This is a genomic window from Streptomyces sp. NPDC016851, assembly GCF_055562795.1.
The window spans coordinates 277,242-298,433 of sequence record NZ_JBVHEP010000006.1; the positions used below are offsets into that span (position 1 = coordinate 277,242).

The 21,192-nt window shown below is 70.9% G+C and carries 19 protein-coding genes and 2 tRNA genes; 12 read left to right on the forward strand and 9 right to left on the reverse strand.

The window, feature by feature from the left end; genetic code table 11:
- Positions 1-184: 184 nt before the first annotated feature.
- The 4 genes from ACZ3I3_RS12835 to ACZ3I3_RS12850 all read left to right on the forward strand — a co-directional run bounded on the left by ACZ3I3_RS12835 (position 185) and on the right by ACZ3I3_RS12850 (position 4,243).
- A complete protein-coding gene (locus ACZ3I3_RS12835; protein WP_467364490.1) occupies positions 185-793 on the forward strand; it encodes a M48 metallopeptidase family protein in 609 nt (202 codons plus the stop codon).
- Positions 794-1,041: 248 nt separating this feature from the next.
- The gene (locus tag ACZ3I3_RS12840) at positions 1,042-2,778 is read left to right on the forward strand and encodes a TerD family protein (protein WP_467364491.1); all 1,737 of its coding nucleotides are present in this window, start codon (positions 1,042-1,044) and stop codon (positions 2,776-2,778) included.
- Positions 2,779-2,789: 11 nt separating this feature from the next.
- Complete coding sequence (locus tag ACZ3I3_RS12845) at positions 2,790-3,470, forward strand: AIM24 family protein (protein ID WP_467364492.1); 681 nt, start codon at positions 2,790-2,792, stop codon at positions 3,468-3,470.
- A 17-nt stretch (positions 3,471-3,487) separates the two neighbouring features.
- Entirely contained in the window at positions 3,488-4,243 is a 756-nt protein-coding gene (locus ACZ3I3_RS12850) for an AIM24 family protein (protein WP_467364493.1), read from the forward strand.
- Positions 4,244-4,410: 167 nt separating this feature from the next.
- Here the strand turns inward: ACZ3I3_RS12850 and ACZ3I3_RS12855 are convergent, their stop codons facing one another.
- Both ACZ3I3_RS12855 and ACZ3I3_RS12860 read right to left on the reverse strand, forming a co-directional pair.
- Positions 4,411-4,938, reverse strand: coding sequence for an NUDIX hydrolase (locus tag ACZ3I3_RS12855; RefSeq protein ID WP_467364494.1), 528 nt, complete (start codon positions 4,936-4,938; stop codon positions 4,411-4,413).
- The gene (locus tag ACZ3I3_RS12860) at positions 4,935-6,401 is read right to left on the reverse strand and encodes a zinc-dependent metalloprotease (RefSeq protein WP_467364495.1); all 1,467 of its coding nucleotides are present in this window, start codon (positions 6,399-6,401) and stop codon (positions 4,935-4,937) included. The genes ACZ3I3_RS12855 and ACZ3I3_RS12860 overlap by 4 nt, the downstream gene beginning before the upstream one ends.
- 192 nt (positions 6,402-6,593) lie before the next feature.
- Between ACZ3I3_RS12860 and ACZ3I3_RS12865 the strand changes: the two genes are divergently transcribed.
- From ACZ3I3_RS12865 to ACZ3I3_RS12880, 4 genes are all read left to right on the forward strand, one after another.
- Positions 6,594-7,715, forward strand: a complete 1,122-nt coding sequence (locus ACZ3I3_RS12865) for an SDR family oxidoreductase (protein ID WP_467364496.1) — start codon at positions 6,594-6,596, stop codon at positions 7,713-7,715.
- 154 nt (positions 7,716-7,869) lie between these two features.
- A complete protein-coding gene (locus ACZ3I3_RS12870) occupies positions 7,870-8,331 on the forward strand; it encodes a molybdenum cofactor biosynthesis protein MoaE (protein ID WP_467364497.1) in 462 nt (153 codons plus the stop codon).
- Between the two features lie 163 nt (positions 8,332-8,494).
- Entirely contained in the window at positions 8,495-8,692 is a 198-nt protein-coding gene (locus ACZ3I3_RS12875; protein ID WP_467364553.1) for a hypothetical protein, read from the forward strand.
- Between the two features lie 69 nt (positions 8,693-8,761).
- The gene (locus ACZ3I3_RS12880; protein WP_467364498.1) at positions 8,762-9,853 is read left to right on the forward strand and encodes a YlbL family protein; all 1,092 of its coding nucleotides are present in this window, start codon (positions 8,762-8,764) and stop codon (positions 9,851-9,853) included.
- Between the two features lie 42 nt (positions 9,854-9,895).
- Here the strand turns inward: ACZ3I3_RS12880 and ACZ3I3_RS12885 are convergent, their stop codons facing one another.
- Positions 9,896-10,438, reverse strand: coding sequence for a PPA1309 family protein (locus ACZ3I3_RS12885; RefSeq protein ID WP_467364499.1), 543 nt, complete (start codon positions 10,436-10,438; stop codon positions 9,896-9,898).
- 163 nt (positions 10,439-10,601) lie between these two features.
- On the opposite strand from ACZ3I3_RS12885, the gene ACZ3I3_RS12890 reads away from it, so the two are divergent.
- The 4 genes from ACZ3I3_RS12890 (at position 10,602) to ACZ3I3_RS12905 (ending at position 15,990) form a co-directional block, all read left to right on the forward strand.
- Positions 10,602-13,553: a UPF0182 family membrane protein gene (locus ACZ3I3_RS12890; RefSeq protein ID WP_467364554.1), complete on the forward strand. Its 2,952-nt coding sequence runs from the start codon at positions 10,602-10,604 to the stop codon at positions 13,551-13,553.
- Between the two features lie 56 nt (positions 13,554-13,609).
- Positions 13,610-13,683 (forward strand) — tRNA-Met (locus ACZ3I3_RS12895).
- Positions 13,684-13,917: 234 nt separating this feature from the next.
- A complete protein-coding gene (locus ACZ3I3_RS12900; protein ID WP_467364500.1) occupies positions 13,918-15,741 on the forward strand; it encodes a tetratricopeptide repeat protein in 1,824 nt (607 codons plus the stop codon).
- Positions 15,742-15,916: 175 nt separating this feature from the next.
- Positions 15,917-15,990 (forward strand) — tRNA-Met (locus ACZ3I3_RS12905).
- A 49-nt stretch (positions 15,991-16,039) separates the two neighbouring features.
- Here the strand turns inward: ACZ3I3_RS12905 and ACZ3I3_RS12910 are convergent.
- The 6 genes from ACZ3I3_RS12910 to hisN form a co-directional block, all read right to left on the reverse strand.
- Complete coding sequence (locus ACZ3I3_RS12910) at positions 16,040-17,203, reverse strand: ABC transporter substrate-binding protein (RefSeq protein WP_467364501.1); 1,164 nt, start codon at positions 17,201-17,203, stop codon at positions 16,040-16,042.
- Complete coding sequence (locus ACZ3I3_RS12915; protein WP_467364502.1) at positions 17,200-18,063, reverse strand: ABC transporter permease; 864 nt, start codon at positions 18,061-18,063, stop codon at positions 17,200-17,202. Before ACZ3I3_RS12915 ends, ACZ3I3_RS12910 begins: the two co-directional genes overlap by 4 nt.
- Positions 18,060-18,827, reverse strand: coding sequence for an ABC transporter ATP-binding protein (locus ACZ3I3_RS12920; protein WP_467364503.1), 768 nt, complete (start codon positions 18,825-18,827; stop codon positions 18,060-18,062). The genes ACZ3I3_RS12915 and ACZ3I3_RS12920 overlap by 4 nt, the downstream gene beginning before the upstream one ends.
- A gap of 140 nt (positions 18,828-18,967) precedes the next feature.
- Positions 18,968-19,384 (reverse strand): Fur family transcriptional regulator, encoded by a 417-nt coding sequence (locus ACZ3I3_RS12925; protein WP_467364504.1) that lies wholly within the window; start codon positions 19,382-19,384, stop codon positions 18,968-18,970.
- A 153-nt stretch (positions 19,385-19,537) separates the two neighbouring features.
- On the reverse strand, positions 19,538-19,930 hold the full coding sequence (locus ACZ3I3_RS12930) for a CBS domain-containing protein (RefSeq protein ID WP_467364505.1): 393 nt from the start codon (positions 19,928-19,930) through the stop codon (positions 19,538-19,540).
- Positions 19,931-20,125: 195 nt separating this feature from the next.
- A complete protein-coding gene (hisN, locus tag ACZ3I3_RS12935; RefSeq protein ID WP_399406809.1) occupies positions 20,126-20,926 on the reverse strand; it encodes a histidinol-phosphatase in 801 nt (266 codons plus the stop codon).
- Between the last annotated feature and the right edge of the window lie 266 nt (positions 20,927-21,192).

A 21,192-nucleotide genomic window follows, 5' to 3' on the forward strand; every position in this document is an offset into this window, starting at 1 on the left:
TCCCGGGCCGGGCCTGTCCGGCGCTTCGCCGACAACAGCCAGCATGCCCAAACCCGTCACCGGCTGCAGAAAGTTGTCCACAGGTGCCGGTATTCGTCGTACAAATCCGGCGGTCGGCGGGGGCATCGCCATCCAACCCTCTCGGAGCCGGGACTTCCCCGGGTACAGCGGGTAACGTCGGGGCGTGCCCGCCGACCCACTGCACCGCGCCGGAAAGCCACAGCGCAGCACGACGAGCCAGCCGCCGAGCGGCTCGGGGGCGAGCGCGATCGAGGTCCGCAGGAGCGCCCGCCGCCGCAGAACGGTCTCCGCGTACCGCGAGGGCGATCGCACCGTGGTGCTCATCCCCGCCCGGATGTCCGAGGCGGAGGAGCAGCGCTGGGTGAACGTCATGCTCGACAAGCTGGCCGCCCAGGAGAGCAAGCGGGCCCTCGGCGACGCCGAGCTTTGCGAGCGAGCCCGGCGCCTTTCGGACCAGTACTTCGACGGGCGGGCGCGGCCCGCTTCGGTGCGCTGGGTGACCAACCAGAACACCCGCTGGGGATCCTGCACCCCGTCCGAGGGCAGCATCCGCCTGTCCCACCGTCTCCAGGGCATGCCCGAGTACGTCGTCGACTACGTCCTCGTCCACGAACTCGCCCATCTGCTGGTCCCCGGACACGGCCCCCGCTTCTGGGCGCTGCTGGAGGCCTATCCGCGCACGGAGCGGGCCCGGGGCTACCTCGAAGGCGTGGTCGCGGCCGAGCGGTTGCCCCATGTGCCCGGTGCGCGGGGTGAGAGCCCCGCGGGCTGAGCGTCCCGCGGGCCGAGCGCCGTCGCGGCCCTGCGGCTGAGTGCCCCGTGAGCCGAGTGGCGGGATGTGCATCCGCGATGAGCACCCACCGTGAGCTCCGGGGTAAGTGACCGCTTTCCGCGAGAGAGCAGCCGATACGGCCGGGCACGGGTTCTGTACCGGGTCTGTACCGACTGACTCCGGTGTCCGAGTTTGCCGTTAGCCTGGCGCGACGCAATCACGTTCTGGATGGGGGACGGTCGTTACGCATGGCCAGGGAATTCCAACGCGGCCACAAGGCCAGGATCAGTGACCTCACCGCGGGCACGGATCTGTACGTAGGTGTACAGATCGCCGGCCCCGGGCTGACCTTCGACATCAGCTGCTTCGGCCTCGACGCCGACGAACGGCTCTCGGACGACCGGTACTTCGTCTTCTTCAATCAGCCGAAGTCCCCCGAGGAGTCCGTTCAGCTCCTGGGCGCCCAGGCGGGCGACACGGAGTCCTTCCGGGTGACGCTCGACCGGATCCCGCCGCAGATCCAGAAGCTGTCCTTCACGGCGACGATCGACGGCGCCGGCCAGATGTCGCAGATCGCCTCCGGCTACATCCGTATCGTCGCGGGCGGCGAGGAGGTGGCGCGCTACTCCTTCAACGGCTCGGAGTTCTCCACCGAACGGGCCGTGATGCTCGGCGACTTCTACCTGAAGGACGTCTGGCGGTTCGCCGCCGTCGGGCAGGGCTTCGACGGTGGTCTCGACGCGCTGCTGAAGAACTTCGGCGGCGAGGTGGCCGAGGAGGAGACGACCGCCCCGCCCGCGCCCGCCGCGCAGCAGCCGCAGACCGGCGCCGCCCCGGGCTTCGCACCGCCCGCGTTCGGCGTCCCCGGCACTCCGGAACCCGCCCCGGCTCCCGCACCGGCAGCACCCCCGGCCCCGGCGCCCGCTCCCCAGCCCGCCGCGCAGGGCTTCGCGCCCCCGTCCGGCGCAACTCCGCCTCCGGCCCCGGCGCCCGCACCTCAGGTGCACGCCGCCCCGACCATCGTCGCGCCCATGAACACCCCGCCCGGCGGCTCCCCGGTGCCGCCCCCGGCCCCGGCGCCCGCGCCGTACGGCCAGCCGGGCCAGCAGCCGCCGCCTTACGGCCAGGTCCCCGGCCAGACGGCCCCGCCGCCGCCCGGCTACGGCCAGCCCCAGGCACCCCAGGCACCCCATGCCCCGGCCCCGCCCCCGGGATACGGCCAGCCCACACCGCCCCCGGGCTACGGCCAGCAGCCGCCCGGGCAGGCCCCCTACGGAGTGCCGCAAGGAGCGCCTCAGGGAACTCCCCAGGGAGCACCGCAGGGCCCCGGTGTCGCCGCCGCGCTCCAGAAATTCAAGGAGACCCCCACCGGGCAGCGCTGGACGCAGCAGAACAAGAAGCTCGTCCGCGTCGACCTCGGCATCGGCGGACAGCCCGTACTGGCCCGCCAGGGCAGCATGGTGCTCTACCAGGGCAAGGTCGACTTCAGCTACAAGGGCGCCGGCTTCTCCGGCCGGATCGTGGGCAACGCGACCGGCCAGGAGATGCAGCTGATGCGCTGCACCGGCCAGGGACAGGTGTTCCTCGCCGAGGACTCGACGATGCTGCACCCCATCGAGCTCCAGGGCGACGGCATCTGCGTCTCCGCCGAGAACGTCCTCGCCTTCGACGAGGGCCTCCAGTACGAAGTGCGCCGCATCGAGGGGCACGGCATCCCCGGGGGCGCGCTGTTCACGATGCAGTTCACGGGCACCGGCACGATCGTCGTGAAGACCCACGGCACGCCCGTGGTCCTGCCGGTCACGCCCACCACGTTCGCCGACTGCAACGCCGTGGTCGCCTGGTCGGCCGCCGCCCAGGTCGTCGTCTCCAGCCAGGTGCGCATGCGCCGCAACGCCTACCCGGGTGACAGCGGGGAGAGCGTCAACCTCCAGTTCCGGGGAGCGCCCGGGAACTTCATCGTCGTCCAGCCGTACGAGGTCTGAGGGAGCCCGTCATGACACAGCAGCTCGCGGGCTACGCCCCCGCACCCGTCACCGCCCGCATGGAGAACCACGGCAACCACATGCTGAAGGTCGCCATGCAGACCGGACACGACCTCCTCGCGCGCGTGGGATCGATGGTCGCCTACGAGGGCTTCGTGCAGTACGAGCCCAACCCGCCGGCCGTGCGCCAGATCGCGAAGGACTGGATGACCGGCGAGGGCGCGCCCCTGATGAAGTGCTCCGGCGACGGCCTGCTCTATCTCGCCGACTACGGGGCGAACGTCGTCGTGATCAACCTCAACGGCGACGGCATCTCCGTCAACGCCACCAACCTGCTCGCCTTCGACGCCCACCTCACCTGGGGGGTCGAGCGGGTCAAGGGGCTGGCGAAGTTCGCCGGACAGGGCCTGTGGAACACCAGGATCTCCGGGCAGGGCTGGGTCGCGCTGACCTCCCGGGGCAAGCCCATCGTCGTCGACTGCGGAGGCGGCGAGGACGAGACCTACGTCGACCCCGACGCCCTGGTCGCCTGGTCCCCGAACCTCAAGGTGAAGGGCAAGCGCAGTTTCCGGGCGCAGTCGCTGATCGGCCGCGGCAGCGGCGAGGCCTACCAGATGGCCTTCTCCGGTCAGGGCATCGTCGTCGTCCAGCCCAGCGAGGACAGCACCGACCGCCTCCGGGCCCGGGGCTGAGGGGGAGCCAGAGAGCCATGCAGAGCCCGATTTTCGCCTACAACGAGCAGCAGACCCAGGACCGCTGGAGTCTGCAGAACAAGCAGATGCTGCGCGTCGCCCTGGAGGGCCACGACGACATCCTGGCCCGCAAGGGCACCATGGTCGCCTACCAGGGTCTCGTCGAGTTCGACGCCGAGTACCAGAGCAATGACCAGGCACGCTCGCGTGCGCACACCGGTGAGGGACTCGACCTGATGCGCTGCCACGGGCAGGGCACGGTCTACCTCGCCAACCTCAAGCAGCACGTCCACGTCATGGAGGTGGAGCAGGACGGTCTGACCGTCGACAGCAGCTATGTGCTGGCGATGGACTCCTCCCTGCACCACGAGGTCATCGCCGTCGACAGCCTCTACGGCATCTCCGGCTCCGGGAAGTACCAGCTCAACATCACCGGCCGGGGCAAGATCGCCCTGATGACCTCGGGCATGCCGCTGCTGATGCAGGTGACGCCCGACAAGTACGTCAACTGCGACGCCGACGCGATCGTCGCCTGGTCGACGAGCCTGCGGGTGCAGATGCAGGCCCAGACGCACTCCTCCGGGGTGTGGCGGCGCCGCGGCAGCACCGGCGAGGGCTGGGAGCTGAGCTTCATGGGCACCGGCTTCGCGCTCGTCCAGCCCAGCGAACTGCTGCCACCGCAGAACGCCCAGGTCGGCTCGGGCCTCGCCGCGCAGTACGGCATGGGCCAGCAGGGAGCGCGCGGGCAGAACCAGGGCAACGTCTGGAACTGATCGCTCCGCGGGTTGGGCCGATCGGGGCCCGGGGCTGTGCGGTCCGGCCCAGGCTGCGGGCCGTCTGTGGCCGGTCGCGCAGTTCCCCGCGCCCCTGAGGGCGCGCAACCCACCGTCAGGACCGAATGTAAGGGGCGGCCGCAGTCGCGGCCGCCCCTTACACATGCTCAGACCGCGAGTCTCGCGCGCGTGGCCTCCAGCAGGCGGACGACCGACTCGTCGGCCACCTCCGCCACCTCGTCGTACCCGAACCAGCGCACGTCGAGCGACTCGTCGCTGATCGCGTGCGCGGCGTCCGGCGGCGCCAGGACCGCGTACTGGACGTCGAAGTGGCAGTGGCACGGCGGCGGGATCGGGTGCCGGTCCAGGCGCACCGGGCCGCCCGGCAGCAGTGAGAGGCCCGAGACGCCGGATTCCTCCGTCGCCTCCCGCAACGCCGCGGCCGCGAGGGAGCTGTCGCCCGGCTCGCAGTGGCCGCCCATCTGGAGCCACATCCGCAGCTTTCTGTGCAGGGTCAGCAGGACCCGGCCGGCCTCGGGGTCGATCACCAGGGCGCTCGCCGTGATGTGTCCCGCGGGGCAGGCCTTCCACAGGCCGTCCTGATGTTCGGCCAGATGGTCGAGGTAGGCCTGGCGCAGCTCCGGCTGGTCCTCGTACTCCTTGAGCACGAGGACCGCGTCGTCGTACAGGCTCACTCGGCGTCGTCGCCCTTGTTCTCGCCCCCGCCCTCGTCCTTCTTCTTCGGGTCGGGCTTCTTCAGGTCGGGCTTGTCCGCCGCCTCGCCGAGCATCTTGTCCAGCTCGGAGAAGTCGATCTGCTCGCGGTGTACGAAGCCGTCCGGGTCGTCCAGGTCGGTGGCCGTCGGCAGCATGTCCGGGTGGTGCCACAGGGCGTCCCGGCCGTCGACACCGCGCGCGTCGGTGAGCGAGGCCCACAGACGGGAGGCGTCACGCAGGCGGCGCGGGCGCAGCTCCAGGCCGATCAGCGTGGCGAACGTCTGCTCGGCCGGGCCGCCCGAGGCGCGGCGGCGGCGCAGCGTCTCACGCAGGGCGTCGGCGGACGCCAGTCGGGGCTTCGCGGCGGCGTGGACCACCGCGTCGACCCAGCCCTCCACGAGCGCCAGAGCCGTCTCCAGACGTGCCAGGGCCGTCTTCTGCTCGGGCGTGTCCTCGGGCTGGAACATGCCCTGCTGGAGGGCTTCCTGGAGCTGCTCGGGGTTCTGCGGGTCGAACTGGCCGACGACGTCCTCCAGCTTGGCCGTGTCGACCTTGATCCCGCGGGCGTACCCGTCGACCGCGCCGAACAGATGCGAGCGCAGCCACGGCACGTGCGCGAAGAGCCGCTGGTGGGCGGCTTCGCGCAGGGCGAGATACAGCCGCACCTCCTCCTGCGGGACGCTCAGGTCCTTGCCGAACGTCTCGATGTTCACCGGCAGCAGCGCGGCCTTTCCGGCCGGGCCCAGCGGCAGGCCGATGTCGGACGAGCCGACGACCTCACCGGCGAGCACGCCGACGGCCTGCCCGATCTGCGTACCGAACATGGCGCCGCCCATCGAGCGCATCATGCCGATCAGCGGGCCGGCCATGGCCTGCATCTCCTCCGGCAGGACGTCGCCCATGGCGGTGCCGACGCGCTCGGCGACCGGGTCGACGAGCTCCTTCCAGGCGGGCAGGGTCGCCTCGACCCACTCGGCGCGGCTCCAGGCCACGGCCGAGCCGGCACCGGACGGCAGCGACGTGGCGTCGTCGAGCCACAGGTCGGCGAGGCGGACGGCCTCCTCGACGGCCTTGCGCTCGGCGGGGCCGACGCTGGTGTCCTTGGTGCCGTCGGGACTGCCCTGGGAGACCGTCTGGCGGGCGATCTGCTTGGCCATGTCCCAGTTCACCGGGCCGCCCTCGTAGGAGAGCATCTGGCCCAGCTGCTGGAACGCGGCGCCCAGGTCGTTGGGGTTCAGGGAGCCGAACATGGCTGCGAACGGATTGTCCGCACCGGGGCCGCCGGGGCCGCCGCCAAATCCTCCGGCTCCGGGCAGGCCGCCGAAACCGAACGGATTGGCCGGTCCCTGACCACCACCGCTCTCCTGGTCCTTCTTCTTGCCCTCGTCGCCGTCGTCCGGCTCCTCCGGCGGAAGGCCGAATCCGAATGGGGTGTCACTCACGGGATTCCTCGGCTGGTAGGGCCGCCGGTTCTTTCCGGCGGCACGGCTGCCCGACAACACCACCCAGCGTAGACACCTGGGGCGGATCGGGCCTCGGTGCTTCGCCGACTGACAGCCTGCGGCAGGATGGATGCCACCTGGTACGCACGCGTCGCTCGCGCTCGTACTGAAGACAACCGCTGGAGACGCCCGGTGAGTTCCCCAGATCCGCAGGTTCGCGCAGCGCGAAACCAGTCAACCAGTTCCGCGGGCCCCGCGGGGCGCGGACCCGTCGTCGCGGTCACCGGTGCCGCGTACGGCGTCGGCGCCCTGCTCACCGAGCGGCTCGCCGCGTCCGACGAGGTCAAGCAGGTCGTCGCCATCGACGAGCGGCGCGGCGAGTGCGACGCGGCGCAGTGGCACATCCTGGACGTGCGGGATCCGGCCATCGCGGAGAAGCTGCGGGGTGCCGACGTGGTGGTGCACCTGGCCCTGGACCTCGACCTGGAGACGGACGCCGCCGCCCGAACGGCCTACAACGTACGGGGGACGCAGACCGTTCTGACGGCGGCCGCAGCGGCCGGAGTGCACCGGGTGGTGCTGTGCACCTCGGCGATGGTCTACGGGGCACTGCCGGACAACGAGCTGCCGCTCTCCGAGGACGCGGAGCTGCGGGCCACGGCCGAGGCGACGGGCGTCGGCGACCTGCTGGAGATCGAGCGGCTGGCGCGTCGGGCGCCGAGAGCACACCCGGGGCTGAATGTCACCGTGGTGCGGCCGGCGATCCTGGTGGGAGGCACGGACACCGCGCTGACCAGGTATTTCGAGTCTCCCCGGCTGCTCGTCGTCGCCGGGTCGCGGCCCGCGTGGCAGTTCTGCCACGTCGAGGACCTGTGCAGCGCGCTGGAGTACGCCGTCCTGGAGAAGGTCGACGGGGAACTGACCGTCGGGTGCGACGGGTGGCTGGAGCAGGAGGAGGTCGAGGAGCTCAGCGGCATCCGGCGGATGGAGCTGCCGTCGGCGGTCGCGCTGGGTGCGGCCCAGCGGCTGCACCGCATCGGGCTCACGCCGTCCCCGGCCGGGGACCTGGCGTACACGATGTACCCCTGGGTGGTCAGCGGCAGCCGGCTGCACGACGCGGGGTGGCGGCCGCGGTACACCAACGAGGAGGTGCTGGCGGAGCTCCTGGAGGAGGTCTCCGGCCGGCACACGGTGGCCGGGCGGCGACTGGGCCGCAAGGACGCGACGGCCGCGGGTGCCGCGGGAGCGACGGTGGCGCTGCTGGGCGCCGCCGCGGTGGTGCGGCGGGCGCGCAAGGCCCGGCGCCGCATCTGACCCGCCCGCCGGCCCCGTCTCCACGGTCCCGCCGTGGGAGAGCCGCCTCTCCTGTCCCGCCGTACGAGAGTCGTAGGACAGTCCAACGCGCACGCGCGCGTGCCGGTCGATAGCTCTATTCCGCGCTGTCGGTCGCGTACGGCACGATGGAGGCATGGCATCCACGAGCGATCACCCGGGTGAGCAGGCCGCGCAGGATCCGATCAGGCTGATCGGGATCCGGGACACGGCCCTTACGGTGGACGAGGTGTTCCGGGCCGTCGGGGACGACGCGGCCGGCGGCACGGCGCTCTTCGTGGGCACCGTGCGGAACCACGACGGGGGTGCCGACGTGGCGGAGCTGGGGTATTCCTGCCACCCCAGTGCGGAGGCCGAGATGAGGCGGATCGCCGAGAAGGTCGTCGCCGAGTTCCCGGTGCGGGCGCTGGCGGCCGTGCACCGCGTGGGGGATCTCCGGGTCGGTGACCTCGCCGTGGTCGTCGCCGTCTCGTGCCCGCACAGAGGAGAGGCCTTCGAGGCCTGCCGGAAACTGATCGACGACCTCAAGCACGAAGTGCCCATCTGGAAGCACCAGAAGTTCTCCGACGGCACCGAGGAGTGGGTGGGCGCCTGCTGAATCCGGGACGCAGCCTTACGGTGAATCCGGGGCGCGGCCTTCCGGTGAATCCGGGACCCGGCCTTCCGGTTGCGTAACCGGACCCCTGGCGTGAGCGTTGTCACTGCGGATGGTTAATCTGCTGATCAGTCAGTTGCGGACGCTCAAGGGGTTGGAGGTCGGCATGGCGGCGCTCGCCTGGTTGCTGATTCCGCTTGTGGCTGCGATCGGCGCGGGCCTCTGGGGCAGTTGGGCCAACCGGACCCGCAAGGTCCGTGGGGACGGCCCGGAACTCATCGGTTACGCCCGCTTCCGCGAGGCCATGGAGAGGCCCCGGCCGGGCCCTGAAGGCCAGGGAAAAGAGCAGGTCACAAGCGTGTGAGACCACAGGGCCGCCTCGGACGGGCGGCCCTGACGGTGCGCTGACAGGACCGTCCCGTACTGTCGAGTCATGCCACGCCGCACCGCGACGATGCTCGCCTCCACCCTGATGCTGATCGCGCTCCTGTGCGCGGGAGTGTTCATCCCCGTGCCGTATGCGGAGATGTCCCCGGGGCCGACGGTGAACACGCTGGGCGATCACGGCGGAGAGCCGGTGCTCCGGGTCTCCGGGCGGAAGACATATCCGACCAGCGGCCATCTGAACATGACGACGGTCCGGGTCACCAGCGCCGACTACCGGATGAACCTGGTCGAGGCCGTCTACGGCTGGCTCGCGCACGACAACAAGGTCGTGCCGCACGAGACGCTCTACCCGGACGGCAAGACCGAGGAGCAGTCCACCCAGGAGAACGCCGAGGAGTTCAGCCAGTCCCAGGAGAGCGCCAAGGTCGCCGCGCTCAAGGAACTCGACGTTCCGGTGAAGTCCTGGGTCATCGTCTCGACGGTCGTCAAGGGATCCCCGGCCGAGGGCAAGCTGCACGCCGGGGACGTGATCAAGGCCGTCGACGGCACGGTGGTGAAGGAGCCGGCCGACGTCGCGAAGCTCGTCACGAAGCACAAGCCGGGCCAGGACGTCCGCTTCACGATCGTGCCCGCCAAGGAGCAGGTCGCCGCGGAGAAGGAGAAGCGGACGCCGACGAAGACACAGGACATCACCATCACGACGACGACGTCGGACGACGCCGGCGAGAAGCGGGCCATCGTGGGGATCTCCGCGGGGACCGACCACACGTTCCCGTTCTCCATCGACATCAAGCTGGCCGACGTCGGCGGGCCGAGCGCCGGTCTGATGTTCGCGCTCGGCATCTACGACAAGCTCACGCCGGGCAGTCTGACCGGGGGCAAGTTCGTGGCGGGTACGGGGACGATCGACGACGAGGGCAAGGTCGGTCCGATCGGCGGCATCGAGATGAAGACGGTGGGCGCGCGGGCCAAGGGCGCGCAGTACTTCATGACGCCCGCGGACAACTGCGAGGCCGCCGCCAAGGACACCCCCGAGGGCCTCACCCTCATCAAGGTCAAGACCATCGACGACGCCCTCGGCGCTCTCAAGGACATCCGCAGCGGTGACACCGCCGGTCTGCCGACGTGCGGTAAGTAGTCCGCCGGGCCGGACGACCGGCCCGGGCCGCGCAGCCGCCGGCTACTCCTCGAACGTCGCCGCCAGTGCCGCCGCCAGACCCGGTACCAGATCGGATCCGGTGAGGACCTCCGTCGGGGAGTCCTTCTCGCGCAGGCGCAGGGCCGACTCACGGGTGCCGTCCCGCAGCACCGCGACCGTCATACGGACCTCCTGGCGGTCCGGGTGGTCCGCCACCCACTTCGTCAGCGCGGCCTCGTCCAGACCCTGCGGAACCTGGGCCTCCGCGGACGGCGGCAGCATCAGGCGCTCCACGGCGAGGGCGCAGCCGGTCACCGCGTCGGGCCAGGCGATGGTGGCGAGGAACTCGTCGAGCGGCTTGCCCGTTGGAACTTCGTCCTGCTCGATCGGGGTGAGGCCGGGGTTCTCCGCCGCGTCGTCCAGACCGAGCCGGTCCGCGAGCGAGGGCTGTTCGGCCCGGAGCCGGGCGGTGTCGACGAGTGCGAAAAGGCGGGCGGGCTGGTCCCAGCCGAGGCCGGAGACGTACTCGTCGATCTCGAGTACGGCCCGGGTGAGCGGGCTCGCCGCCATGGGAGTGTTGGACATGGTCACAATCCTGCCTCGTTCCCGGCCGGAATCGGGAACCGAGTAAACGGTGAGTAAGTTGCATAGGTGGGGGCCCGCGATCACGGGGGCCACGGACGGTCCGTGAAGACGCGGACCTTACGAATCAACAGCGAACTTCGAGGTGCGCACCTTGGCTTTCCAGATGCCGGACCGCGGCGGAGGCCCGACAGGGCCGCGGATCAGAGTGGGCCGCCCGTCCCGGCGTGTCCGGACCCTGCTCATGACGCTGGGCGTCCTGGCCGTCCTCGGCATGGTGTTCACCATGTTCGCGGGCTTTTGGACGGACTGGCTCTGGTACCGGTCGGTGAACTACTCGTCGGTCTTCACCACCACGCTGTGGACCAAGATCGGGCTCTTCTTCGTCTTCGGCCTGCTCATGGCCGTCGCGGTCGGAGTCAACATCTGGCTGGCGCACCGGCTGCGGCCGCCGCTGAGCGCCATGTCCATGGAGCAGCAGAACCTCGACCGCTACCGGATGGGCATCGCGCCCTACAAGAAGTGGCTGCTGCTCGGGATCACGGCCCTGGTGGGCCTGATCGCCGGAGCCTCCGCGTCCGGCCAGTGGCGGACGTGGCTGATGTGGGTCAACGGCGTGCCCTTCGGCCAGAAGGACCCCCAGTTCAAGCTGGACGTCTCCTTCTACGCCTTCGACCTGCCCTGGTACCGCTTCCTGCTCGGCTTCGGCTTCGCCGCCGCGATCCTTTCCGTGATCGCCGCCGCGCTCACGCACTACCTGTACGGCGGCCTGCGCGTCACCAGCCCCGGCGCCCGCGCCACGGCGGCGGCCACCGGCCACCTGTCGGTGCTCATCGGCGTCTTCGTGGCCCTCAAGGCGGTCGCCTACTGGCTCGACCGGTACGGACTCGCCGTGAAGTCCAGCGACTTCAGGGCGACCGACAACTGGACGGGCCTGAGGTACGTCGACGCCAACGCCTACCTGCCGGCCAAGACGATCCTGTTCTGCATCGCCGTCATCTGCGCGCTGCTGTTCTTCGCCACCCTGTGGCGGCGCACCTGGCAGCTGCCCGTGATCGGCTTCGGCCTGATGGTGCTCTCCGCCATCCTCATCGGCGGCCTCTACCCGGCGATCGTGCAGAAGTTCCAGGTCCAGCCGAACGAGCAGGCCAAGGAAGCGCCGTACGTCGAGAAGAACCTCGAGGCGACGCGCAAGGCCTACGGCATCGACGGCACCAAGGTCACCGACTACTCGGGCACGAGCAAGACCGAGGACAAGACCACGCTCCGCGATGACGTCGGCTCCACGGCGAGCATCCGGATCATGGACCCGAACATCGTCTCGCCGACGTTCCAGCAGCTCCAGCAGATCAGGAACTACTACGCGTTCCCGAACAACCTGGATGTCGACCGGTACACCAAGGACGGCAAGGACCAGGACACGGTCATCGGCCTGCGTGAGCTGAACCTGGCGGGCATCCCGAAGAAGAACTGGATCAACAACCACTTCCGTTACACCCACGGCTACGGAGTGGTCGCCGCCCAGGGCACCAGCGCCGACGCCCAGGGCCGGCCGAACTTCACGGAGTCCGACCTGCCCTCCGAGGGTGACCTCGGCACGTACGAACAGCGGGTCTACTACGGCGAGAAGACCACCACGTACTCGATCGTCGGCGGTCCCCAGAAGGAGATCGACTACTCCGACGACAACGGCGAGAAGACCACCAGCTACAAGGGCGACAGCGGGGTCAACCTCTCCAACCCGGTCAACCGGGCCGCGTACGCGGTGGCGTTCGGCGAGCCGCAGATCCTGTACTCCGGCGCCATCGGCGACGGTTCGCGGATCCTGTACAACCGCACGCCCAAGGAGCGCGTCGAGGCGGTCGCCCCCTGGCTGACCATCGACGGCGACGCCTACCCGGCGGTGGTGAACGGCCGTATCGAGTGGATCGTCGACGCGTACACGACGACGAACGGATACCCGTACTCCTCGCGTACGACCCTCGGCGACACCACGGCCGACTCGCTGACCGCGACCAACGACAACCGCGCGGTGGTGGCCCAGCAGAACCAGGTCAACTACATCCGCAACTCGGTGAAGGCGACCGTCGACGCGTACACCGGCGAGGTCAAGCTCTACCAGTGGGACACCAAGGACCCGGTCCTGAAGACCTGGATGAAGGCCTTCCCGGACACGGTGAAGCCCAAGGGCGAGATCTCCAAGGACCTGATGGACCACCTGCGCTACCCGCAGGACCTGTTCAAGGTCCAGCGGGAGCTGCTCACGCGCTACCACGTGAAGGACGCGACGACGTTCCTCAGCGGCAGCGAGGTGTGGCAGGTGCCGGACGACCCGACGAACCGGTCGGGCAACGCGGTGCCGCCGTACTACCTGAGCATGAAGATGCCCGACCAGAAGGCACAGTCGTTCTCGCTGACGACGACCTTCACGCCCAACGGCCGGGACAACCTCAGCGCCTTCATGGCGGTCGACGCCGAGGCGGGCGCCAGTGACTACGGCAGGATCAGAATCCTGAAACTGCCGACGAACACGACGGTCAACGGCCCCAAGCAGGTCCAGAGCCAGTTCAACTCCCAAGAGGAGATCGCCGAGTCGATCAGGCTCCTGAGAGGCGGCGACTCCGAAGTCGAGTACGGCAACCTGCTGACGGTGCCGCTCGACGGCGGACTGCTCTACGTGGAGCCGGTCTACGTACGCGGTGGTGGACTGAAGTACCCGCTGCTGCGCAAGGTGCTGGTCACCTACGGAGGCCAGACCGCCTTCGAGAACACGCTCGACGAGGCCCTCAACAAGATCTTCGGAACCGAGGGGCAGGCCCCCGAGCCACCGGACGAGGGTGACGACACCACGACGCCACCGCCGACGTCCGACAACCCGACGGTCCAACAGGCCCTGGAGGACGCCCAGAAGGCGTTCGACGCGGGCCAGGAGGCCCTGAAGGACAACGACTGGGAGGCGTACGGCCGGGCGCAGAAGGACCTCGAGGACGCTCTGAAGCGGGCCGAGGACGCGCAGGCCGGGGCCGGTCGCGGGGGCGCCGGGGGCGGCGAGAGCAAGCCCAGCGCGAGCCCGAGCGCCAAGCCGAGCGGCAGCCCGAGCCCGAAGCCGAGCAGCTAGGCCCTGGCCTGGTCAGATGCCCACTCCGCGCCGTGATACGGTTGTGAACACAACGGCGCGGGGTGGAGCAGCTCGGTAGCTCGCTGGGCTCATAACCCAGAGGTCGCAGGTTCAAATCCTGTCCCCGCTACTGAAATCGCGAAGTCCGAGTGACGGAGCGACCACGAAGGCCCGGATTCCACACAGGAATCCGGGCCTTCGTGATGTGTGAACGCATGTGCTGGCCTGGCCTGCGGCCGCGCCGCCGTGGGGAGTTGGGCGATCTGTGTTTGACTTGTCTCTCTGTGGGCATGTCGACAAAACGCTGTAGTGACCTCACTGGCTGCGGTATACCAGGTGTACCCAGGTTGCAGGTGGTGCGACGATGGACGTTATGGGGGACAAGGCAACTCTGTTCGAGACAGGGCGTTTTGTGCAGCCTTCCAGCCGGGAGGACACCGACACCCCGGACGAGACCGGGGAGATCGCCGACGAGGCGGCCGAGGAGCTGCGTCAGCGGCTCGCCGCTGAGGCCGGCGACGTCGAGGCGATGAGTGTCCTCGGGGCCATGCTGCTGCGCCGTGGTGATCTCGACGGTGCCGAACCCCATCTGCGTGCCGCGACCGCCGCGGGCGACCGGGCCGCCGCCAACAACCTCGGAGTCCTCCTCCACCAGCGCGGATACGCCGACGAGGCCGCCGGCTGGTGGCGGATCGCCGCCGTCGCCGGATCCGCGGCGGCCGCGCACGCCCTCGGACGACACCACCGCGAGCGCGGCGACGAGCCGGCGGCCGAGTACTGGCTGCGCCAGGCCGCGGAACAGGGGCACACCCTGGGCGCCTACGCGCTCGCCGACCTGCTGGAGCACCGCGGCGACGCAGGGGCCGAGAAGTGGATGCGGGTCGCGGCCGAGCGCGGGCACCGGGAGGCGGCCTACCGCCTGGCCCGGGCGCTGGACCGGAAGGCGACGCGCGACACCGACGGCGACAACGGTGTCCAGCTGCCGGACGAGGTCGAGCAGTGGTACCGGCAGGCCGCCGCACGCGGCCACCGGCGGGCCGCCCTGCACCTCGGGACGATCCTGGAGAAGCGCGGCGAGCTCAAGGAGGCCGGACGCTGGTACCTGACGTCCGCCAAGGACGGCGAGGCGCGCGCCGCCTGCGCGCTCGGCTTCCTGCTGCGCGACGCGGGCGACACCGAGAACGCCGCCGTGTGGTGGCTGCGGGCCGCCCAGGACGGCGACGGCAACGCGGCGAACGCACTGGGCGCGCTGCACGCCGAGCGGGGCGAGACCCAGACCGCCGAGCGCTGGTACCGGGCCGCCATGGACGCGGGCGACGTGAACGGCGCCTACAACCTGGGGCTGCTCTGCGCCGAGCAGGGGCGCACCGCGCAGGCCGAGCAGTGGTACCGGCGCGCGGCCTATGCCGGGCACCGGGAAGCCGCGAACGCGCTGGCCATCCTGTTGCTGCGGGCCGGGGACGAGGCGGGTGCCGAGCCGTGGTTCTCCAAGGCGGCGGAGGCCGGGAGTGTGGACGCCGCCTTCAACCTGGGCATCCTGCACGCCGGCCGGGGCGAGGAGCAGGCCGCGCTGCGCTGGTACGAGCGTGCCGCGGCCGCCGGACACACCGAGGCGGCGCTGCAGGTCGGCATGGCCCGGCTGCGGGACGGCGACGAGCAGGAGGCCGAGCGGCATCTGCGGTGCGCGGCCGGGGGCGGCAGCGCCGAGGCCGCGTACCGGCTGGCGACCGTGCTCGACGCGCGCCGGCCGCCGGAGCCGGCGCACGAACTCGGGGAGCCGGTGCACCGGCGGAGCGAGTGCGAGGAGTGGTACGAGAGGGCGGCCTCCCAGGGGCACCGGCGGGCGCAGGTGCGGGTGGGCATGCTCGCCGCCGCCCGGGGGGACGTCGTCGAGGCGGCCCGGTGGTACCGGGAGGCGGCCGAGGCCGGGTCCCGCAACGGGGCCTTCAACCTCGGGCTGCTGCTGGCCCGGGAGGGGAGTGAGCCCGAGGCGGCGGTGTGGTGGACGCGGGCGGCTGACGCCGGGCACGGGCGGGCGGCGTTGCGGCTGGCCCTGGTCTACGCGCGTCGGGGGGAGCTGGCGGAGGGGCAGCGGTGGGCTGACCGGGCGGTGTCCCTGGGGCCGGAGTCCGTGGCGGAGCGGGCGGCTCGGTTGCGAGATGCGTTGCGGCAGGAGTTGTCGGCGTGACCCTGCCGTGTACTGCAGGGGTGCTCGGCATTGTGGCTGGAGTCGGGTGGGTGCGCAGCCCGGCGGAGCGGGGAGCCGCTGCGCCCACCCGTGCCGCCCCAGCGGCACGACTGCCCGCAGCTGGGTAAGCGATTTGCATCCGTCCTGCGCGTTGACGTAACGTTGCATTCACCGACGCGGGGTGGAGCAGCTCGGTAGCTCGCTGGGCTCATAACCCAGAGGTCGCAGGTTCAAATCCTGTCCCCGCTACTGAAGGCCGAGGGCCGGAATCCGAAAAGGGTTCCGGCCCTCGGTGTGTTTACCGGCGGTGGCCTACCGCCTCCTCGTAAAGGGAGCGGGTCACCGTCCGCGACTCGGGGAGCGCATCGCCGTCCGCCACGCCCTGGGCGCGATAGGCGGACTGGAGGCGGTCGGTCGTGCCGGTGCGGATTTCCCAGTCCATGCGGAGCGACGGTGTCGAGCGCAGGATCGCCTCGTCCGTCTTCAGGAGCTTCGCCAGGTATGTGACGAAGGTCTCGTCCTTCTTGTAGTCGGCCGCGAAGTACGTGTTCACCGTGCGGATGTACGCCCGTAGCAGGGCCACGCCCGCGTCCACGTCGTCGTTCAGCAGGCTCGGGCCGTAGAGCATGCCGCCCAGGGGCTCGCCGGGCGGCTGGCCGCCCAGGAAGGCGTAGCCGGGTTCGCCGTCGACCCGGCGCCACACCGGGTCGAGCAGCCACGCGGAGTCGACGCCGCCGTTCTCCAGGGCCGTGAGGACGTCGGCCGAGCCCAGCTGCTGGTAGCGGATCCGGTCGAGGCCGCCGCCGTGCTGCTCCAGGGCCTGCTCCATGGGGTAGGCGATGACGGAGCCCTTGCCGATCATCGTGCCGAGCTTCCGGCCGGCCATCCGGACAGCGGTCGCCGTCTCGCCGTCCTTCAGGCGGACCCACAGGCCGCTCTTGGACTTCGGGTCGGGTGAGAAGTTCCCCGCGACCCAGCGGATGGTGAAGCCGCCGCGGATGCCGTTCATGACGGCTGCCTCCGGGGCCGCCCACAGCGCGTCGACCTCGCCCTTCGCCAGGAGCGGGAGTGCCTCGGGCGTCGGCAGCACCTTCAGCGTGACGTCCAGGCCCTCCTTGGCGAACTCGCCCTTGTCGAGGGCGACGCGCAGGGGTGCCACGTACTCGGCGCCGAGTGTGCCCGTCGCGATGGTCAGCTCGCGGGGCTCGGGGAGCCGCTGGGCCGGCGGGGAGCCGGGGCGGCAGCGGGCGGGGGCGCGGTCGGGGGCCAGGTCGGTGGGGTCCGTCCAGGAGCCGGTGCCGCAGCCCTCGACGGGGCGGACGGCGCGCGTTGCGGCGTCCGCCTTGGGCGTTGCGCTCCCGGAGGACGGCGACGAGCAGGCCGCCGAGGCCAGCAGCGCGGTCGCGAGCAGGGCGAGGCCGTAGGCCTGTCCCTTCGTGACCGCACCCGTACGTCCCCTCATGACTGCCCCCGCCCGCGGTCGCGCGGGGCCCACGGGGTGAGCAGCCGGCCTGTGAAGCGGACCAGCTCGGAGAAGAGCACGCCCAGGATGGCGACGCAGACGATGCCGACGAACATCACGTCGTTCTGGAAGAGGGCACGGGAGTCGAAGATCAGGTGGCCGAGGCCGTCGGTCGCGGCGATCTGTTCCGAGGCGACGATGACCAGGACCGCCACGCCCGCCGCGATCCGCGCGCCGACCAGGACGGCGGGCAGGGAGGCCGGGAGCAGGACGTGGCGGAACATCTGCCACGGGGAGGCGCCGAAGACCCGCCCGGCGTCGCGGTGGCCGTCGGGGACCGCCATGACCGCCGACATCGTGGAGATCCAGACGAAGAAGAAGACGGTGGCGGCGACCAGGGCGACCTGCGGACCCTCGCCCAGGCCGAACATGTTCAGGAAGACCGGGAGCAGGGCCAGCTTCGGTACGACGTACAGGGCGTCCAGGAGTGGTTCCAGGGCGGCCCGGACCAGCGACAGCGAACCCATCAGCAGGCCCAGGAGGTAGCCCGCCGCCGTGCCGACGGCGTAGCCGGCCAGGACGCGCCTGAGCGTCGCCCACACGTCCGGCCACAGATCACCGGCCGCGGCCCGGTCCCAGCCGTCGGCGAGGATCGTGGACGGCGCCGGGTAGACGCGGTCGTCGATCCAGCCCCGGACCGCCGCCAGCTGCCAGAGCAGCACCAGAAGGAGGGGTACGGCCGCCGCGAGCGACAGTTCCAGGACGCGGCGGCGGCGATGGGTGCGTGCGGGGTGCAGTTCGCCGGGGCCGGGGCGGCGGACCAGGACCGAGGGTTTCGTCCCGGGAGCGACCGTGGTCATGCCGGCACCGCCTCCTTGCGCAGCAGGTCCCACAGCTCGCTCTTCAGCGCGGTGAACTCGGGGGTGGCGCGGACGTCGCCGGTGCGCGGGCGCGGGAAGGGCGGGCGGTGCTCGGCGATGATCCGGCCCGGGCGGGCGGACATCACCAGGACGCGGTCGCCGAGGACGATCGCCTCCTCCAGGCTGTGGGTGATGAACAGGGTCGTCGTGCGCAGCGCCTGGGTGATCTCCAGCAGCTCGTCCTGGAGGATCGTGCGGAGCTGGGCATCCAGGGCGGCGAAGGGCTCGTCCATCAGCAGCAATTCGGGCTCGACCGCCAGGGCGCGGGCGAGGGCGACGCGTTGCCGCATCCCGCCGGAGAGGGCCGCCGGGTAGGCGTGCGCGAAGTCGGCGAGGCCCGTGCGGGCCAGCCAGTCGGCGGCCCGGGCGTTCGCCTCCCGGCGTGGGACGCGCTGGACGTCGAGACCGAAACGGACATTGGCCTGCACGGTCTTCCAGTCGTAGATGCCGTAGTCCTGGAAGATCATGGCCGCCGGACGCGGACTGGACGTGCGGATCTCCAGCGTGCCGGTGCTGGGCCGGAGCAGCCCGGCGGCGATGCGCAGCAGGGTGGATTTGCCGCAGCCCGAGGGGCCGACGAGGCAGACGAACTCGCCCGGCGCGACGGTCAGGTCGAGGGGGCCGAGGGCGTCGACCGCGCGAGGGCCCCGGCCGAAGGTGCGCGTCAGGTCATGGGCGATGACTTTCGGATACGGCTCTCCCACTTCGGTCTCCTCGCGGAGTGCGGAACGGACTGGTGGGTGCCGTTGACCATATGACGGACCGTCAGATACGGGAAGTCCGCGGACAGCGCGAAGCCCCGGCGCTCATCGGTGCCGGGGCTTGGCGTGAGAAGGCGGGGAGGCTAGGTGGCCGCGCAGTTCGGGCAGACGCCGCGGTACGTCACCTCGACGTCGGAGACCGTGAAGCCGAAGCGCTCCGAGTCGGGGAGGTCCGCCAGTGGGTTGCCGACCGGGTGCACGTCGCGGATCGCGCCGCACTGGGCGCAGACGAGGTGGTGGTGCGGCTGGTGGGCGTTCGGGTCGTACCGCTTGGCGCGCTGGTCCGTGGAGACCTCGAGCACCTCGCCGAGGGACACGAGCTCACCGAGCGTGTTGTAGACGGTCGCCCGGGAGATCTCGGGCAGCTTGGCGACGGCCCGGGCGTGGACCTCGTCGGCCGTCAGGTGGACGTGTTCGCCGTCGAGGACCTCGGCCACGACGCGCCGCTGCGCGGTCATCCGCCATCCGCGTCCGCGCAGCCGTTCCAGAAGGTCACTCATGGCTACCAGCCTAACAGCAAAAGGGACCAGGTCGCGAACAGGTGTGGAGTTAGAGCCCTGCTTGCTTTAGACGCTATCTAACTCTGGGCTGGGATGCGGTGGAGGCGGCCCGGGCTCCGTCGGGGGCCCGGGCCGTTCGGGCTGTTCGGGCTGTCAGGCGGGCACCTGCTGACGTGCCGGGGCCCAGCAGCGGATGATGTCGCGGACCGAGACGACGCCGGCCGGCTCGTCGCGGTCCAGCACGATGAGATGACGGAAACCGCCGTGCGCCATGGCGGCGGCCGCCTCCTCCAGGGTCCAGGCGGGAGCGGCGAACACCACGTCGGTGGTGGTGTGGGCGTGGACGAGCTCCGTGTCCGGGTCCTGTCCCTGGCCCACGGAGATGAGGATGTCACGTTCGGTGAGGATGCCGATGCCGCCGGCGTCAGGGTCGTGGACGATAGCCGCGCCTACCTTGCGGGCGGCCATCAGGGCGGCGGCCTGACGGAGTGTGTGGGCCGGGCCGATGGTGAGGACGACGGTGCTCATGGCGTCACGGACGAGCATGGATGGGCCTCCTGGGGGTGTCCCCGCCGTTTGTTCATGTTTTCACAAGTTCACAAGCGGGTGGACTCTCAGGGTGGCAGGCAAAGGGAGGGTCAACAAGGGGGCGCTCGGTAACAGGGGGCGCGCTCAGCCGTGGTCGCTCGGGGGCGGTGGTGGTCGCGGTGGCGGTGGTGGTCGCGCGGTGGCGATGGTCGTTCAGTAGCGCTGGTTGAGGTAGCCCAGCAGCTCGTCGTGGAGCAGGCCGTTCGACGCGGCCGCGTTGCCGCTGTGCGGGCCCGGGCGGGAGTCGAGTCCGGTGAAGGTGCCGCCGGCCTCGGTGACGATGATCGCGTTGGCGGCCATGTCCCAGAGCGACAGCTCCGGCTCGGCGCACATGTCGACGGCGCCCTCGGCGACCATCATGTACGGCCAGAAGTCGCCGTACGCCCGCGTGCGCCACACCTCGCGGGTGAGGTCCAGGAAGCCGTCCAGGCGGCCCTGCTCCTCCCAGCCGCTGAGCGAGGAGTACGCGAAGGAGGCGTCGGCGAGCTTTCCGACGCGGGAGACCTGGAGGCGGGACGCCTTCGTGAGGCTGCGGCCCGAGAACGCGCCGTAGCCCTTCGCGGCCCACCAGCGGCGGCCGAGGGCGGGGGCGGAGACGACGCCGACGACGGGCTGGAAGCCGCCCTCTCCGGCTTCCATCAGGGAGATGAGGGTGGCCCAGACGGGGACGCCGCGCACGTAGTTCTTGGTGCCGTCGATGGGGTCGATCACCCAGCGGCGGGGGCCGGTGCCCTCGACGCCGTACTCCTCGCCGAGGATCGCGTCGCGGGGGCGGGCGCGGGCGAGTTGGCCGCGGATGAGTTCTTCGGCGGCCTTGTCCGCTTCGCTCACCGGGGTCATGTCCGGTTTGGTCTCGACCTTGAGGTCGAGGGCCTTGAACCGGTCCGTCGTCGCGGCGTCGGCGGCGTCGGCGAGGACGTGGGCGAGACGCAGGTCGTCGAGGTAGTCGGGCATATAACGAACCTATCTGCCGAGGTGGGGATGGGGCTACAGGGGGTTTGGGGGTGGGGGTGGGGGTGGGGGTGTTGTGGGGGCTCGGCGTCCCTGCGAGCTGCCTGCGGCGTTGGTGCTGGGGCCGGGGCGTTGCGCAGCCCGGCGCTGCGGGGTGCCGCTGCGCCCACCCGTGCCGCCCCCAGCGGCACGACTGCCCGCAGTGCGGTCGGGGGCGGGGTGTTGTGCAGCCCGGTGTGGCGGGGTGCCGCCTCGGTGGGGCGGGTGCC